The sequence below is a fragment of the Amycolatopsis sp. NPDC058278 genome (genome assembly GCF_042881395.1).
In the GTDB taxonomy this organism is placed as follows: domain Bacteria; phylum Actinomycetota; class Actinomycetes; order Mycobacteriales; family Pseudonocardiaceae; genus Amycolatopsis.
Genome location: NZ_JBHVXZ010000005.1, coordinates 150,324 through 165,965, shown reverse-complemented (window position 1 = coordinate 165,965; position 15,642 = coordinate 150,324). Strand labels below are relative to the sequence as shown.

The 15,642-nt window shown below is 71.8% G+C and carries 16 protein-coding genes; 10 read left to right on the top strand and 6 right to left on the bottom strand.

The genetic code is table 11. The features are described 5' to 3' along the window. Nucleotides 1–21: 21 nt before the first annotated feature. The 3 genes from trpD to ACFVYA_RS04305 all read right to left on the bottom strand — a co-directional run bounded on the left by trpD (nucleotide 22) and on the right by ACFVYA_RS04305 (nucleotide 1,950). Nucleotides 22–1,056 carry an anthranilate phosphoribosyltransferase gene (trpD, locus tag ACFVYA_RS04315; RefSeq protein ID WP_387042249.1) on the bottom strand — a complete coding sequence of 345 codons (1,035 nt, stop codon included), beginning with the start codon at nucleotides 1,054–1,056 and terminating at the stop codon, nucleotides 22–24. Nucleotides 1,057–1,061: 5 nt separating this feature from the next. Continuing rightward, nucleotides 1,062–1,472: a hypothetical protein gene (locus tag ACFVYA_RS04310; protein ID WP_285993724.1), complete on the bottom strand. Its 411-nt coding sequence runs from the start codon at nucleotides 1,470–1,472 to the stop codon at nucleotides 1,062–1,064. Nucleotides 1,473–1,536: 64 nt separating this feature from the next. Continuing rightward, nucleotides 1,537–1,950 carry a hypothetical protein gene (locus tag ACFVYA_RS04305; RefSeq protein WP_387042246.1) on the bottom strand — a complete coding sequence of 138 codons (414 nt, stop codon included), beginning with the start codon at nucleotides 1,948–1,950 and terminating at the stop codon, nucleotides 1,537–1,539. Nucleotides 1,951–2,045: 95 nt separating this feature from the next. On the opposite strand from ACFVYA_RS04305, the gene ACFVYA_RS04300 reads away from it, so the two are divergent. From ACFVYA_RS04300 to ACFVYA_RS04285, 4 genes are all read left to right on the top strand, one after another. Next, entirely contained in the window at nucleotides 2,046–2,669 is a 624-nt protein-coding gene (locus ACFVYA_RS04300) for a heme-copper oxidase subunit III (protein WP_360275291.1), read from the top strand. Nucleotides 2,670–2,732: 63 nt separating this feature from the next. Beyond that, the gene (locus tag ACFVYA_RS04295) at nucleotides 2,733–3,551 is read left to right on the top strand and encodes a c-type cytochrome (RefSeq protein ID WP_191316686.1); all 819 of its coding nucleotides are present in this window, start codon (nucleotides 2,733–2,735) and stop codon (nucleotides 3,549–3,551) included. Continuing rightward, nucleotides 3,548–4,714, top strand: a complete 1,167-nt coding sequence (locus ACFVYA_RS04290; protein ID WP_285989459.1) for a ubiquinol-cytochrome c reductase iron-sulfur subunit — start codon at nucleotides 3,548–3,550, stop codon at nucleotides 4,712–4,714. The genes ACFVYA_RS04295 and ACFVYA_RS04290 overlap by 4 nt, the downstream gene beginning before the upstream one ends. Further along, nucleotides 4,711–6,393 carry a cytochrome bc complex cytochrome b subunit gene (locus ACFVYA_RS04285; RefSeq protein ID WP_387042241.1) on the top strand — a complete coding sequence of 561 codons (1,683 nt, stop codon included), beginning with the start codon at nucleotides 4,711–4,713 and terminating at the stop codon, nucleotides 6,391–6,393. The genes ACFVYA_RS04290 and ACFVYA_RS04285 overlap by 4 nt, the downstream gene beginning before the upstream one ends. 69 nt (nucleotides 6,394–6,462) lie before the next feature. Here ACFVYA_RS04285 and ACFVYA_RS04280 read toward each other — a convergent pair whose 3' ends face one another. Further along, nucleotides 6,463–6,744: an Lrp/AsnC family transcriptional regulator gene (locus tag ACFVYA_RS04280; RefSeq protein ID WP_387042237.1), complete on the bottom strand. Its 282-nt coding sequence runs from the start codon at nucleotides 6,742–6,744 to the stop codon at nucleotides 6,463–6,465. Between the two features lie 299 nt (nucleotides 6,745–7,043). Beyond that, nucleotides 7,044–8,747: a DEDD exonuclease domain-containing protein gene (locus tag ACFVYA_RS04275; RefSeq protein WP_285989462.1), complete on the bottom strand. Its 1,704-nt coding sequence runs from the start codon at nucleotides 8,745–8,747 to the stop codon at nucleotides 7,044–7,046. Between the two features lie 97 nt (nucleotides 8,748–8,844). On the opposite strand from ACFVYA_RS04275, the gene ACFVYA_RS04270 reads away from it, so the two are divergent. The 4 genes from ACFVYA_RS04270 (at nucleotide 8,845) to ACFVYA_RS04255 (ending at nucleotide 13,300) form a co-directional block, all read left to right on the top strand. Continuing rightward, complete coding sequence (locus ACFVYA_RS04270) at nucleotides 8,845–10,242, top strand: NYN domain-containing protein (protein WP_285989463.1); 1,398 nt, start codon at nucleotides 8,845–8,847, stop codon at nucleotides 10,240–10,242. Between the two features lie 66 nt (nucleotides 10,243–10,308). Continuing rightward, on the top strand, nucleotides 10,309–10,566 hold the full coding sequence (locus ACFVYA_RS04265; protein WP_013224087.1) for a hypothetical protein: 258 nt from the start codon (nucleotides 10,309–10,311) through the stop codon (nucleotides 10,564–10,566). A 443-nt stretch (nucleotides 10,567–11,009) separates the two neighbouring features. Next, nucleotides 11,010–12,065, top strand: coding sequence for a C40 family peptidase (locus ACFVYA_RS04260; RefSeq protein WP_387042232.1), 1,056 nt, complete (start codon nucleotides 11,010–11,012; stop codon nucleotides 12,063–12,065). A gap of 77 nt (nucleotides 12,066–12,142) precedes the next feature. Further along, nucleotides 12,143–13,300 (top strand): glycosyltransferase family 4 protein, encoded by a 1,158-nt coding sequence (locus ACFVYA_RS04255; RefSeq protein ID WP_387042229.1) that lies wholly within the window; start codon nucleotides 12,143–12,145, stop codon nucleotides 13,298–13,300. Here ACFVYA_RS04255 and ACFVYA_RS04250 read toward each other — a convergent pair. Beyond that, complete coding sequence (locus tag ACFVYA_RS04250; RefSeq protein ID WP_285989466.1) at nucleotides 13,297–13,911, bottom strand: uridine kinase; 615 nt, start codon at nucleotides 13,909–13,911, stop codon at nucleotides 13,297–13,299. The two genes, ACFVYA_RS04255 and ACFVYA_RS04250, sit on opposite strands and share 4 nt — an antisense overlap. Nucleotides 13,912–13,975: 64 nt before the next feature. Between ACFVYA_RS04250 and ACFVYA_RS04245 the strand changes: the two genes are divergently transcribed. Then, nucleotides 13,976–14,389, top strand: coding sequence for an SRPBCC domain-containing protein (locus tag ACFVYA_RS04245; protein ID WP_285989467.1), 414 nt, complete (start codon nucleotides 13,976–13,978; stop codon nucleotides 14,387–14,389). Nucleotides 14,390–14,412: 23 nt separating this feature from the next. Then, entirely contained in the window at nucleotides 14,413–15,624 is a 1,212-nt protein-coding gene (locus tag ACFVYA_RS04240; protein ID WP_387042225.1) for a cytochrome P450, read from the top strand. Nucleotides 15,625–15,642: the final 18 nt, after the last annotated feature.

Sequence of the window (15,642 nt, the reverse complement as noted above, 5' to 3'; positions counted from 1 at the left end):
GCCCCATCACGTGAGCTGAGGTCAGCTGAAGGCGATCCAGCGGTCCAGCAGTGCGGCCGCGGCGCCCGAATCGATCGCCTCGGCCGCCCGGGTCAGGCCCGCGCGGAGATCGTCCTCCAGGGACTCCGAGAAGCCCGTGAAGGCGGTCAACGCGGCCGCCGCGTTGATCAGGACGGCGTCGCGGACCGGGCTCGGCTTGCCGCCCACCAGGTCGCGGACCACCTCGGCGTTCGCCGCCGCGTCGCCGCCGCGCAGGTCCTCCGCCGTCGCCCGGGCGATGCCCACCGAAGCCGGGTCGAAGCTGCGCTCGGTGACCTCGCCGTCCGAAACCACCCAGACGGTCGACGTCGTCGTCGTGGTGATCTCGTCGAGGCCGTCGTCGCCGCGGACCACCAGGGCGCGGGTGCCGCGGCGGGCGAACGTCTCCGCCAGCACCCGGGTCTTGTCGGCGTACGCGCAGCCGATCAGCGCGGCGCCCGGCTGGGCCGGGTTCGTCAGCGGGCCGAGCAGGTTGAACGTCGTCGGGATGCCGAGCTCGCTGCGCACCGGGCCGGCGTGGCGCAGCGCCGGGTGGAACGCCGAGGCCAGGAAGAACCCGATGCCGACCTCGGTGAGGCTGCGCTGGACGTCCTCCGGCGGCAGGCTGATCCGGACGCCGAGCGCTTCGAGGACGTCCGCCGCGCCGGACTTCGACGACGCGCTGCGGTTGCCGTGCTTGGCCACCGGCGCGCCGGCCGCCGCCGTGACGATCGTCGCCATCGTGGAGATGTTCACCGAGTTGGAGCCGTCGCCGCCGGTGCCGACGATGTCGACCGCCGGACGGTCCAGCTCGACCCGCCGGGCGTGCGCCAGCATCGTGGCCGCCATGCCGGCGATCTCCTCGGGCGTCTCGCCCTTGGCGCGCAACGCCACCGCGAACCCGGCGATCCGGGCCGGGCTCGCCGCGCCGCTCATGATCTGGTCCATCGCCCACGCCGTGTCCTCCGCGGAGAGGTCGACGCCCGCGACGAGCTGCTTGAGCAGGGGTGGCCAGGTGCGGGGGACCGGAGTGGTCACCGGGCTCAGCCGTTCACGACGGGGACCCGTCGCGCGCGCAGCACGTCGGCGACGGTCTCCGCGGCGGTCAGCGGGTCCAGCGGGTGCACCAGCACGGCGTCCGCCTGCGACCAGGTGGCCAGCCACCGGTCGTCCCGCCGCCGGACCGCCACCACGATGGGCGGGCAGTCGGTGATTTCGGCCTTCAGCTGGCGGCACAGGCCGATGCCGCCGGTCGGCTGGGCCTCGCCGTCGAGGATCGCCAGGTCGACGTTCCCCGCGTCCACCTCGGACAGCACGTCGGCGATCCCGGCCGCCTCGACGTAGTCCACGCGCGCCAGATCGGCGGCGGGCCGCCGGCCGACCGCGTTCACGATCGCCTCGCGCACCTCCGCCTTGTGGCTGAACACCAGGACCCGCATCGACCGCTCGCCCATGTTGGACACGCCCTCTCTCGTCACCGCACCACTCGCGCCCCGATCGTATCGGCCGAGACCGAGATCACGCGGGCGCCTCCGGCTGGAGCGCGTCCCAGCCGAGCGCGTCACCGCCCAGCCGTTGCGCCAGGCCCGCCATCCGGGACCGTTCCTGGGCGCAGTGCAGCGCGTCGAGCACCTGGACGCGCACCGCGTGCACCCGGGCGAGATCACCGGAAAGCCCCTCTTCCCGCAGCTCGTAGCCGTCCTGTGCGAGGGTCGACGCCGCCTCGGCGAGCCGGTCCGGCGGGAGCAGCAGGTGGTGCCGCAGGACGGCCGGTGCCGTGCTGACCCAGGCGGGTGAACCGGCGAGCACGGCGGAGTCCGCGACGACCGGGTCGAAGGCCTCGGCGACGATCTTCAGATCGGCCGCGTCGGCGCTCAGACCGGGCGTTTCCCGCTTCTTGACCAGGTCAAGCAGGCGGTCGAGTAAACCCATGAGTAGCTCTCACCTTCCCGGGCATCCGGTGTGATCGGTTACGCAGACGGCTCGCCGTGGACCCACCCGGCGGAGCGGCGGTGCGAGAGGACATAATGCGACGCGTGACAACGGCAGCTCCCACCATCAGTCAGCGGGTCCACTCGCTGAACCGGCCGAACATGGTCAGTGTCGGCACCATCGTGTGGCTGTCCAGCGAGCTGATGTTCTTCGCCGGACTGTTCGCGATGTTCTTCACCGTCAAGGCGCAGAACGCGACCGGCCAGTGGCCGCCGCCGCTGCACGACGAGAAGTTCGAGCTCAACGTCGGGTACGCGATCCCGTTCACGATCATTCTCGTGCTGTCCTCGCTGACCTGCCAGTTCGGCGTGTTCGCCGCCGAGCGCGGCGACGTCTACGGGCTGCGCCGCTGGTACATCATCACGTTGATCATGGGCGCGATCTTCGTCGGTGGCCAGGCCAACGAGTACCACAACCTGGTCGAAGAGGGGATGACGATCCCGTCCGGCCCGTTCGGCACGGTCTTCTACCTCGCGACCGGTTTCCACGGCCTGCACGTCATCGGCGGGCTCATCGCCTTCGTGTACCTGCTCATCCGCACGAAACTGAGCAAGTTCACGCCCGCCCAGGCCACGTCGGCGATCGTCGTGTCCTACTACTGGCACTTCGTCGACATCGTGTGGGTCGGCCTCTTCGGTGTGATCTACCTCCTTCCGTAGGTCCCGCCTCAGCCGCCACCACCTTCACCATCGGCCTGAACTGACAGCAAGGGTTGCCGCAAGATGACCACCAGCACCAAATCGTCGGAGCGCCGCTACCGCGCGCGGTCGAAGCTGCGGAGGCGGTTCGCAGGCCTGCTCGCGCTCGGCATCGCGCTGGTGGGCGCCGGCGCCCTGTACGCCGTGTTCGCCCCGGAGCCGCAGACCGCGCAGGCCCAGGGCACGCCGGCGCAGCTGCGCCTCGGCGAGCAGGTCTACAACAACACCTGCATCGCCTGCCACGGTGCGAACCTCGAGGGCGTGCAGGACCGCGGGCCGAGCCTGATCGGCATCGGCGACGCCGCGGTGTACTTCCAGACTTCTTCGGGCCGGATGCCCGCCGCGCGCCAGGAGGCGCAGATCGAGCGGAAGCCGCCGAAGCTGACCGAGGCCGAGATCGACGCGGTCGGCGCCTACATCCAGGCGCACGGCGGCGGCGTCCAGCGTCCCGCCGAGAAGGGCGAGGCCCTGCGCGGCGACGACCCGGCCCGCGGTGGCGAGCTGTTCCGCCTCAACTGCGCGTCGTGCCACAACTTCACCGGCCGCGGTGGCGCGCTGTCCGCCGGCAAGTACGCGCCGAACCTGGACCCGGCGAGCGAAGAGCAGATCTACACCGCCATGCTCACCGGCCCGCAGAACATGCCGAAGTTCTCCGACCGGCAGCTGTCGCCGGAGGAGAAGAAGGACATCGTCGCCTACGTGAAGTCGGTGTCGGACGGCAACAATGACCCGGGTGGTAACGGCCTCGGCGGGGTCGGCCCCGCTTCGGAGGGCGTCATCGCCTTTATCGTCGGGATCGCCGCGCTGATCGGCGTGACGTTGTGGATTGGATCGAAGGCATGAGTGCCGAGGGGCCGAAGCCGCCGACGGAGGCGGAGCTGGCTGAGATGGATCGTGACCAGCTGGTCAAGCTGGGTGGGGCGCTCGACGGCGTCGAGATCGTCGAGTACCCGACTCCGTGGCCGGTGGAGGGCACCCGCGCGGAGAAGCGGGCCGAGCGCCTGGTCGCGTTCTGGTTCGCCCTGTCCGCGCTGGCCGGGATCGGGTTCGTCGTTTCGCTGATCTGGTGGCCGTGGCAGTACGAGGCGCCGGACAACGAGAGCGGCCACTTCTGGTACAGCCTCTACACCCCGATGCTCGGCCTCACGCTCGGCCTGGCCATCCTCGGCCTGGGCATCGGCGTGATCCTGTACACGAAGAAGTTCGTGCCCGCCGAGGTCGCGGTGCAGCAGCGGAGCGACTCGGGCGGCGAAGGGTCGCCCGAGGTCGACCGCGCGACCATCCTCGCGCACCTGGCCGACGCCGGGACCCGCAGCACCATCGCCCGCCGGTCGCTGGTCAAGCGCACGGCGATCGCCGGTGCGGGTGCGCTCGGCCTCGCGGCCGCGGCGCTGCCCGTCGCGTCCTTCATCAAGGACCCGTGGAAGGACACCGAGACCCGCGATTCGCTGTGGCACACCGGCTGGCAGCCGAACTTCCCCGGCGAGAAGGTCTACCTGCGCCGCAACACCGGCAAGCCGGTCGAGGTCGAGCACGGCAAGGAGACCGAGATCTCCCTGGTCAAGGCCGAGGACCTCGACGCGGGCGCGATGGAGACGGTGTTCCCCTTCCGCGAGTCCGAGCGGAACGACGCGGAGGCGCTGGCCAAGGCGCTGACGCGCGTAGACAACCCGGTCATGCTGATCCGCCTGCGCCCGACCGACGCCGCCAAGGTGGTCAAGCGGGCCGGCCAGGAGGACTACAACTTCGGCGACTACTACGCGTACACGAAGATCTGCAGCCACGTCGGCTGCCCGACCTCCCTGTACGAGCAGCGGACCAACCGCATCCTGTGCCCGTGCCACCAGTCGCAGTTCGACGCGCTCCACTACGCCAAGCCGATCTTCGGCCCGGCGACCCGTCCGCTGGCCCAGCTACCGATCACGGTGGACGAAGAGGGATACTTGATCGCGCGAGGCGATTTCAACGAGGCCATCGGTCCGGCCTTTTGGGAGCGTAAGTCATGAGTTCACTCACCACGCCGACCAAGGGGTCGAGTGCCGTGGAGCGGCACCTGGGCGAGGCCGCGAACAACGCCGACCAGCGGTACCACCTGGCCAAGGGCCTGCGGCACCAGCTGAACAAGGTGTTCCCGACCCACTGGTCGTTCCTGCTGGGCGAGATCGCGCTCTACAGCTTCATCATCCTGCTGCTCACCGGTGTGTACCTGACGCTGTTCTTCGACCCCTCCATGCAGGAGGTCGTCTACCACGGCAGCTTCAAGAACATGCAGGGCCTGGAGATGTCGCAGGCGTTCCGCACGACGCTGGACATCTCGTTCGACGTCCGCGGCGGCCTGTTCATGCGGCAGCTGCACCACTGGGCCGCGCTGATCTTCGTCGCGTCCATGGCCGTCCACATGCTCCGCATCTTCTTCACCGGCGCGTTCCGGCGGCCGCGTGAGGCGAACTGGGTGATCGGCGGCCTGCTGCTGGTCCTGGGTTGCTTCGAAGGCTTCTTCGGCTATTCGCTGCCGGACGACCTGCTCTCGGGCACCGGTATCCGCGCGACGCTGTCGGGCATCGTGCTCTCGGTGCCGGTGGCCGGCACCTGGATCCACTGGGCGCTCTTCGGCGGGGAGTTCCCCGGCGACCAGATCATCCCGCGCCTGTACACGCTGCACATCCTGCTGCTGCCGGGCATCATGCTCGCGCTGGTCGGGGCGCACCTGGCGCTGGTCTGGTACCAGAAGCACACGCAGTTCCCCGGCGTGCGCCGCAAGGAGACCAACGTCGTCGGCGTCCGGATCATGCCGTACTTCGCGCTCAAGGGCGGGGCGTTCTTCACGCTGGTCATCGGCGTGCTGGCGCTGATGTCGGGCCTGTTCCAGATCAACCCGGTGTGGAACTTCGGCCCGTACAACCCGGCGCAGGTGTCGGCGGGCTCGCAGCCCGACTGGTACATGGCCTGGGCCGACGGCATGCTCCGGATCTGGCCGGCGTGGGAGGTCTACCTCGGGAACTACACGATCCCGGCGGTGTTCTTCCCCGGCGCGGTCGGCATGCCGATCCTGATCGGGCTGCTGCTGGCCTACCCGTTCCTCGAGCGGAAGCTGTCCAAGGACACCGCGCACCACAACCTGCTCCAGCGGCCCCGGGACGTCCCGGTCCGCACGGCGCTGGGCGCGATGGCGCTGGGCTTCTTCATGGTGATCGAGCTGTCGGGCTTCAACGACATCATCGCCGACCAGTTCGACATCTCCCTGAACGCGACGACGTGGGCGGGCCGCATCGGCGTGCTCCTCGTGCCGCCGGTCGCCTACTACCTGACCTACCGGCTCTGCCTGGGTCTGCAGCGGGCCGACCGCGAGGTGCTGGAGCACGGCGTCGAGACGGGCATCATCAAGCGGCTGCCGCACGGTGAGTTCATCGAGATCCACCAGCCGCTGGCCGGCGTGGACAGCCACGGGCACGCGATCCCGCTCGAGTACCAGGGCGCGTCGGTGCCGAAGAAGATGAACAAGCTGGGTTCGGCCGGTCACGCGGTGCCGGGCACGTTCTGGTCCCCGGACCCGGCCGAGGAGACCGCGGCGCTGCAGCGGGCCAACGGCAACGGTCACGGGAACGGGCACTCGATCACCCAGGGCGAACCGGGTGAGTTCGAAAGCATCGAGACGGCCGAAGCCGCCAAGCGCTCCGAGCACTAGCCCCCCAACGTCGAAGGCCCACCTCTCGCGAGGTGGGCCTTCGGTGTTTCCGGGCTTCGGCAGGCGAGCTCAGTCCTCCACACCGATCGAGAAGGCCGATTCGGTGTCGGCGCGGCTGTAGGACCGGAACGCGATGTGCGTGACGGTGTCCAGCACGCCCGGCACCTTCCCGATCCGGCCGGGGATCAGGTCGGCCAGCTCCTCGTGCGTGGACACCTTCACGGTGGCGATGAGGTCGACGTCCCCGGCGCACGAGTAGACCTCGCCGACACCGTCGATGTCGGCGATCGCCTGCGCCGCCTCCGGGATCGCGTCCGCCTCTACCTGGATCAACACGATCGCGGTGATCACCTGGGTCCTCCAAGACTCGTCTGCGGGTGTCGCCCGCGATCCTAGCTACGCCGCGGTGGTCTGGCCGGGTGCCGCGCAACTCGGCGAAGTCCGGCTTGAGGCTCGCCGTGACGGGGTCGCAGAGCAGCTCCAGCCACTCGGTGGTCGCGTCGGTGGCGTGGTGTCGTGCAGCGGCTGGCGCAGCCAGAACCGGGCCTGCTGGGGGCCGAAGAACGTCCACGCCGGCGGTCGTCGCGGCCTCTTGGAGGTTTTCGGCGCCCTCGCCCCTCGGGCACGGGGCCGGACGGTGGAGGCGGGCGTCAGCCGACGTGTTCCAGTGAGTGGGCGTTCGCGACCAGATCGAGCCAGCCCCGCCAGCCCGCGACCGCCGCCGGCTCGGCCCAGGGGCGGGTCGTGCGGACCAGCCTCACCCCCGGGCGGGCCAGCCAGCGCAGCAGCACCCCCACCTCCTCCGGGGGCGCGCCGTGGAGCGGGCCCGGGTCCGGGAGCACCGTCTCCGCCGACGCCACCAGCGCCTCCACCACCGGCATCGGCGGCACCCCGCGCCGGGCCACGCCGGCCGAGGCCAGGCGGCCGTAGCGGATCACCGACAGCTCCCAGCCGCCCGCTCCGTCCGGGGCCGCCGCGATCAGCTCGCCGATCGACGCCAGCGATGCCTGCCGGTGGGCCCGCCCCAGCGCCCGGATCAGGCCCGCCAGCTCGTCGCGGTGGCGGGCCGCCTGCTCGTAGTGCCGGCCCGCCGCCAGGTGCTCCACGTGCGCGGCCGCCGTGTGCAGGGGACCGCCGTCCCGGCCCGCGATGAGCTCCGACACCGACTCGACCGCCGGGCCGTACTCCGCCACGCTCTGCCGTCCCGCGCACGGCGCTCCGCAGCGTCCCAGCTCCGCCAGCACGCACGGGGTCCCGTTCGCCGAGCGCGGCGAGATCCGCTGCGTGCACGTGCGCAGCCCCGACGCCCCGGCCAGGGTGTCCGCGGTCGTGCGGGCGTCCGCCTGGTTGCGGAACGGGCCCAGCACCCCCGGCCGCGGCAGCCGCACCACCGACAGCCGGGGGAACGCCTCGTCGGTCAAGCCGATCCACCAGCCCTGGTGCCGGTTCTTCGACCGCCGGTTGTACGCGGGCCGGTGCGCCGCGATCAGCCGCAGCTCCCGCACCTCCGCCTCCAGCGCGTGCGCGCACACCACGTGGTCGACGCGCTCGGCCAGCGCGACCATCTCCCGGATCCGGCTCCGCCCCTCCGAACCCGTGAAGTACGTCCGCACCCGCCGCCGCAGGTCCTTCGCCGTGCCGACGTACAGGACCTCGTCCTTCGGCCCCTTGAACAGGTAGACGCCCGGCGCGGACGGCAGGTCCGCCGCCAGGTGCCGTTTCGCCCGCTGGGCGACGGTCACCTCCGGCAGGTACCCCATCAGCTCCTCGAGCGAGTGCACGCCCAGGTTGCCGACCCGCTCCAGCAGGCCGTGCAGGACGTCCACGGTGGCCCGCGCGTCGTCCAGCGCCCGGTGCGTGGGCCGCGTCCTCGCGCCGAACAGCAACGCCAGCGCCGTCAGGTTGTAGCGCCCGACCTCGTCACGCGGCACCACCCGCCGCGCCAGCCGGACCGTGCACACCACGGTCAGCTTCGGCCACACGTACCCGTGCCCCTCGCACGCCGCCCGCATGTGCGAGGTGTCGAAGCCGGAGTTGTGCGCCACCAGCACCGCACCCCCGATGAACTCGAGGAACGCCGGCAGCACCTCCTCGATCGGCGGCGCGTCGTAGACCATGGCCTGCGTGATCCCGGTCAGTGAGACGATCTGCGGCGGGATCGGCGCGCCCGGGTTCACCAGCGTCGCGAACTCGCCCAGCACCTCGCCGCCGCGCACCTTCACCGCCCCGATCTCGGTGATCCCCGACGGCCCCGGCGGAGCCCCGGTCGTCTCGAGGTCGAAGACGACGAAAGTGGTGTCCCGCAAGGGAGTTCCGAGCTCGTCGAAGGCGAGCTGAGCCTGGACCGAACGCATGGGCGGCACTGTAGGGGTGACCACCGACAGTTTCGGCGCGCAGCCGGTCCGTGTGGTGCGCGGGGCGGGATGCGGAGGCGGGGCCTACCCTGGACCAATGCACCCGCAGCCGCTCGTGCCGGAGCCGCCCGGGGACCCGGTCGGTCCCTCGGGTGTCGCGTCGCGCCCCGAGCCGGCCGAGGAGGCCGCTGACCAGGCCGGACATCCCGATCCCGCCACCTGGCCGGCGTTGCCCGAACCGGTGCGCGACCGCATCGCCGAGCTCGCCGCGGCCGCCGTCGCCAAGCTGCCCGCCACCGACGTGCCGCGCCAGCTGCGGCCCGTCGCCAAGTTCGCCCCCGCGAAGCGCGCCAAGCTCGGCGGCGCCGCCCTGCTCGCGGCCCTCGGCGACTCCTCCCAGTTCCGGACCGCCGTCATCGAGTGGCTGCGCGAGCACCGCACCGACGCCCTCGACCCCAACGCCACCGAATCCGTCGCCGCGGCGGCGGCCGCCGTCCTGCTCGGCGAGTCCGGGGCCACCGGGCGGGTCCGGCTGGTCGCCCGGAACGCCGAGGAAAACGCCCTGCGTGCCGAACGCGACGCCGCGCTCGCCCGCACCCAGCGGCTCGAGGCCGAGCTCGCCGGAGTCCGCGCCGAACTCGCCGAGGCGAAACAAGCCGCCGAGAACGCCCGGGGCGAGCGAGAGGGCGAAGTCGAGAAGCTCCTGAAGCGCCTTCGCGAACAAGGCGTCCAGTTGCGCCAGGCCAGGGACGCGGCCGAAGTGGCCGCCGCCGACGCCGAACGCGGTTCCGCCGCCCGCGACGCCGAGATCGCCGCCCTCACCGCCCAGCTCGAGCGCGAACGCCAGCGCGTCGCCGGCGAGCGCGCCCGCGCCGAGCGCGCGGTCACCGACGCCGAGATCGCCCGCCAGTCCGCGCGCGAGGCCCGGCAGGCCGACGAGGTGCGGCTCGCCCTGCTCATCGACACCATCGACGGCGCCGTCACCGGCCTCCGCCGCGAGCTCGCCCTCGGCGCGCGCGGCGCCCGCCCGGCGGACATGGTCCGCGGCGCCCGTTCCGGCACCGGCCAGGGCGGCAAGATCGCCGACGTGTCCGCCTTGGACCGCTACCTCGCACTGCCCAACGTGCACCTGATCGTCGACGGCTACAACGTCACCAAGACCGGCTACCCGGAGCTGGCCCTCGCCGACCAGCGCGACCGGCTGATCCACCAGCTGTCCGCGCTGGCCGCGCGCACCTCCGCCGAGGTCACCGTCGTGTTCGACGGCGCCGGCGTGCTGTCTGTCCCCGCCTCGGTGCCCCGCGGGGTGCGGGTGCTGTTCTCCGACCGGGGGGTGCTGGCCGACGACGTCATCCGCAACCTCGTCGCGGCCGAGCCCGCGGGCCGTCCCATGGTCGTCGCGACGTCCGACCGCGCGGTCGCGGACTCCGTGCGCGCCCGCGGCGCCCATCCCACGCCGTCATCGGTGCTGGTCAGCCGCCTCTCCCGGGTCTGATCGCCCGAAACTGTCGGTGGTGGCCCCTACCGTGTGGAGCAGCAGTTCCCACGTGAGGAGGACCGCATGACCGGCACCCCCGAGCTGTCCGAAGTGGACGTCTCGCACATCGCCGTTTCGGACATCGAGAACCTGGTGGTCGATTGCGACCGCTGCGCCGTGCGCGGCATCTCGTGCCACGACTGCGTCGTGAGCGTGCTGCTCGGCGCGCCACCCGCCGTGGTGTGGGACGCCGACGAGCGGCGCGCGGTCGACGCGCTGGCCGAGGCCGGGATGGTGCCACACCTGCGGCTGGTCGAAGAACCGATCCGGCGCACCGCCTGATTTCCACCGTTTCGTGGCGGCGCGCCGAATGGTCGGTTGAATCGGTGAACGGTCGGTAGTCGAAAAGCGCCCTTGAGAAACCCCAGCGTGTAACGCCCATCACATGTTTCTTCCCGCCCTGGTCCGATGGTGGTCAGTGGCGTCACTCAGCGTTTTTGGCGGTGAGGTGGTGGACGTGGTGGCGCTCTTTTCGTAATCTGTCCGAGATCTCGTGGCCCCCGGCCGTCTGTGGAGGCGGCGACACGGGATCGCCGCCGGACGCAGCTTTGTCGGGAAGCTGGGAACCGGAACCACCACCGCGTGCTTCACCTGTTGCGGCTCGTGCATGGCAAAAGTGCACGGCTCGGGCGCGTGGTGGCGGGACAGCGGCGAAGAGGAACTCCCCGACCTCTTCGTGCCCCGGTCCCGTCGGCGGCCGAGACGCAAAGGAGACCCGCGCGACCGTGCAGTCGCATTCCCTCAGGCGCGTGGTTTCAGGTGCCCTGGCCGCGGCCTCGGTGATCACCCTCGTCACCGTGTCCCAGCCGATGGCCACCGCCGCCCCCGTCCCCGTTCTCCAGACCCCGCCCACCGGTTCCGACGCCCTCGCCAAGTACCGCGACCTCGCGGCCCAGGCCGAGAAGCTCAACGAAGACCTGCTTTCGGCTCAGGACGACCTGAAGAAGAAGCAGGGCGAACTCGACAAGGCCACCGGCGACGTCAACGCGGCGAAGCAGCAGGCTGCCCAGGCGTCCGAGAGCCAGAAGAAGTACCAGACCGAGGTCGACAAGTTCGCCGGCGCGTCGTTCACCAGCGGTGTCCAGCTGAACAAGCTGTCGGCGCTGCTGGCGGGCACGTCCACGCAGGACTTCCTCGACCGCTCTTCGGCCCTCGAGGTCATCGCGACCGGCAAGAACGCCGCGATGGGCAACCTCACCGGTGCCGTCCAGCAGGCCACCGACGCCGCCGCCAAGGCCAGCGACGCGGCGAAGCGCGCGCAGGACGCGCGGGACACCGCAGCGAAGCTGACCCAGGACATCCAGGCCAAGCAGAAGACCCTGCAGGACCAGATCGACCAGCTCAAGGCGGCCGACAAGAACCTCAGCACGTCCGACAAGACGGCCCAGAAGGACCGCGGCGGGACACCGCCCCCCAACATCCAGGCGCCCACGGCGGCCGCGCAGGCGGCTGTGAACGCCGCGCTGAGCAAGCTCGGCAGCGCGTACGTGTACGGGGCCACCGGTCCGGTCAACTTCGACTGCTCGGGCCTGACGTCGTGGGCGTACAAGCAGGCCGGGCTGACCATCCCGCGGACCAGCCGCGAGCAGTCGACCTTCGGCACCGCGGTGCCGCGGGACCAGCTCCAGCCGGGCGACCTCGTGTTCTTCTACTCGCCGGTTTCGCACGTCGGCATGTACATCGGCGACGGCAAGATGGTGCACGCGCCCGACACCGGTGACGTCGTGAAGATCTCGCCGCTGCAGAGCCAGTACTCGGGAGCGCGCCGCCCGACGGCGTGACCCTCGATCAGCGGCACGGAGGGGCGGTACCGCACACGCGGTGCCGCCCCTCCGGTGTGGATGGCTAGCCTTTGGGCGTGCTCAAGACCCTGCTCGTGACCAACGACTTCCCGCCCCGGCCCGGGGGGATCCAGAACTACCTGAACTCCCTCGCCACCCGGCTGCCGGCGGACGACCTGGTCGTCTACGCGCCGTCGTGGGAGTCGCGGACGGGGTCGCACGAGGAGTTCGACGCCGAGGCGCCGTTCGAGGTCGTCCGGCACCCGACGTCGCTGATGCTGCCGACGCCGGACGTGCTCCGCCGGGCGAAGCAGATCATGCGGGCGCGGGACTGCGAAGCCGTCTGGTTCGGTGCCGCGGCGCCGCTCGCGCTGCTGGGCCACCCGCTGCGCCGGTCCGGGGCGAGCCGCGTCGTCGCGTCGACGCACGGCCACGAGGTCGGCTGGTCCATGCTCCCCGGTTCGCGGCAGGCGCTGCGGCGGATCGGCGACACCGCCGACGTCGTCACCTACGTCAGCCGGTACACCCGCGGCCGCTTCGCCGCGGCGTTCGGCGCGATGGCCGGGCTGGAGCTGCTGCCCTCCGGTGTCGACACCGAGGTGTTCCGGCCGGATCCGGCCGCGCGCGCGGAGATCCGCGCCCGGCACGGGCTCGGCGACCGGCCGACCGTCGTCTGCGTGTCCCGGCTGGTCCCGCGCAAGGGCCAGGACCAGCTGATCCGCGCGCTGCCGGCGATCCGCGAGCGCGTTCCGGACGCGGCGCTGCTGCTCGTCGGCGGCGGCCCGTACCGCAAGAAGCTCACCGAACTGGTCACCGAGCTGGGCCTGGAGCGCGACGTCGTGCTCACCGGATCGGTGCCGTGGGCCGAGCTGCCGGCGCACTACACCGCCGGCGACGTCTTCGCGATGCCCGCCCGCACCCGGGGCAAGGGCCTCGACGTCGAAGGGCTCGGGATCGTCTACCTGGAGGCCTCGGCGACCGGGTTGCCGGTGGTCGCCGGCAACTCCGGCGGGGCGCCCGAAGCGGTGCTCGACGAGGTCACCGGGCACGTCGTCGAAGGCCGGGATGTCGTCCAGCTGAGTGAGACCCTGGTCAGCCTGCTCGCCGACCCGGTGCGCGCGCGCCGGATGGGGCAGGCCGGCCGGGAGTGGGTGACGGCGAACTGGCGCTGGGACGTCATGGCGCGGCGGCTGGCCGGCCTGCTGGACGGCGATCCGGTGGCCGTGGTCCGTTAAGGCGTGTAGAGCGCCGGGTGCCGGGGGTCGTCGACCCGCACCACGACGTCGGCGAGCGAGCCCGGATCGACCTCTTCCTCGTAGCGCTCGTAGGCCGGGACCGCCCAGGCGTCCGGCACGCGGCGGCGCAGGGCGGCGGGGGAGAGCCACAGGTGCACGGCCAGGTCGAAGGCCAGCCCGGCGCCGAGCAGCAGTTCGCCGTCGAGGAGCACGACCCCGCCTTCGGGCAGCGGCACCCGTTCGGCGCGGGTCGCGCGGTCGCGTCCGGCGTCCCACAGCGACGGCAGGATCGCGCCGGAACCCTTCAGCGGCTCCAGGACTTCGCGGCGGAGCGCGCCGAGGTCGAGCCAATCGGTGTAGCGGGCGTCGGGGTTCGTGCGGCCGTGCTCGAAGCGCAGGGACGCGGGGCGCAGGAAGTCGCGGGCCGACACGCGCAGCGTCGCGCGGCCGCGCAGGCGCAGCGGATCGACCAGGGCGTCGGCGAGTTCCGCGGTTCCGGTGGCGCCCGCCGCGCCGTCGACGGCCACCGCGATCCGCGGCGAGGTGAGTGCGTCGATGCGGTCGGTGAGTTCTCCGGCGAGGACGGCGGGGGAGATCGGGCGGTAGCGCACGGGTTCCCATCCTCCACCCGGACCGGCCGCCGGTTTTGTCGTACCCCGGTGCGAGGATGCGGACATGACTTCTTCAGTGGGGAAGACGGCCGATGTCGGGTGGAACATCGGCGTTTCGCGCACCTTGCCGTACCCGGCCGAGGTGGTGTGGGACTTCCTGGTCAGCCGCGAGGGCGTCGCGATCTGGCTCGGCCCCGGTGTCGAGCTGCCCAGGGAAACGGGCGCGGAGTACGAAACGGCGAACGGCACGGTCGGCGAGATCCGCGGCTTCGCCGACGGCGACCGCGTGCGGCTCACGTGGCGGCCGAGCGACTGGGACCACGACTCGACCGTGCAGGTGCGGCTGAGCGGCGCGGGCGCCAAGACGACGCTGCGGTTCCACCAGGAATGGCTCGCGGGCGCGGAAGAACGTGCGGAACAGCGGGCATACTGGCAGGACGTGACCGAGCGCGTCGTGGCGGCACTGGCCGAGCGCTGACGCGGTGAGCGATGGGGGCTGACGTGACGACCGACGAAATCGTCGAGGTGGCCGAAGACTTCGCGCAGGATGCGCACCTGTTCTCGGAGCTGCTGCGCGGCGGCGGCCCGGTGCGCCGGGTGCGGCTGCCACCGCGGGGGCTGCCGTGCTACCTGGTCACCGGGTTCGCGGAGGCCCGCGCGCTGCTGGCCGATCCGCGGCTGCGCAAGCACAGCCAGGGCATCCGCGAGCTGTTCGAAGCGAAGCTGCCGCCGGAAGCCCGGATGACCGCGTTCGGGCAGGACCTCAGCCAGCACATGCTCAACTCGGACCCGCCGGACCACACGCGGCTGCGGAAGCTGGTGAACAAGGCGTTCACCGCGCGGACGGTGGCGCGGCTCCGGCCGCGGGTCGAGGAGATCACCGCGGAGCTGCTCGACGCGCTGGCCGGGCAGGAGCGGGCCGACCTGGTGGCGTCGTTCGCCGCGCCGCTGCCGATCACGGTGATCTGCGAGCTGCTCGGCGTGCGCGAGGAGGACCGCACGGAGTTCTCCGGCTGGTCCAAGACCCTGCTGAGCGCGGCGGCCCGCCCGGAAGAGATGCAGGCCGCGGCGGGGAGCATGTTCGCCTACCTGACGGACTTGATCGCCCAGAAGCGCGCCGAGCCGGCCGAAGACCTGCTGTCGGACCTCGTGCACGCGAGCGACGACGGGGATTCGCTGTCCGAGCCCGAGCTGGTGTCGATGGCGTTCCTGCTGCTGGTCGCCGGGCACGAGACCACGGTCAACCTGATCGCCAACGGCGTGCTGGCGCTGCTGCGCGAGCCGGAGCAGCTGGCCCGGCTGCGCGCGGAGCCGGCGCTGCTGCCCGGCGCGGTGGAGGAGTTCCTGCGCTTCGACGGCCCGATCCACCTGGCGACGCTGCGGTTCACGGCGGAGCCGGTGGAGGTGGGCGGGGTGACGATCCCGGAGGGCGAGTTCGTCCTGGTCTCCCTGCTGGGCGCCAACCGCGACGCGGAGCGGTACCCGGAGCCGGACAAGCTGGACATCACCCGCGCGGCCGGGGGACACCTGGCGTTCGGGCACGGGATCCACTACTGCGTGGGGGCGCCGCTGGCCCGGCTGGAGGCGGAGATCGCGCTCGGCGGGTTGCTGGAGCGGTTCCCCGGGCTGACGCTGGATGCGAAGGCGGACGAGCTGGTTTACCGGCCGAGTTCGCTGGTGCACGGGCTGGAGGCGCTGCCGGTCCGGTTGTGAGGCGGTGCGGCCCGTCCG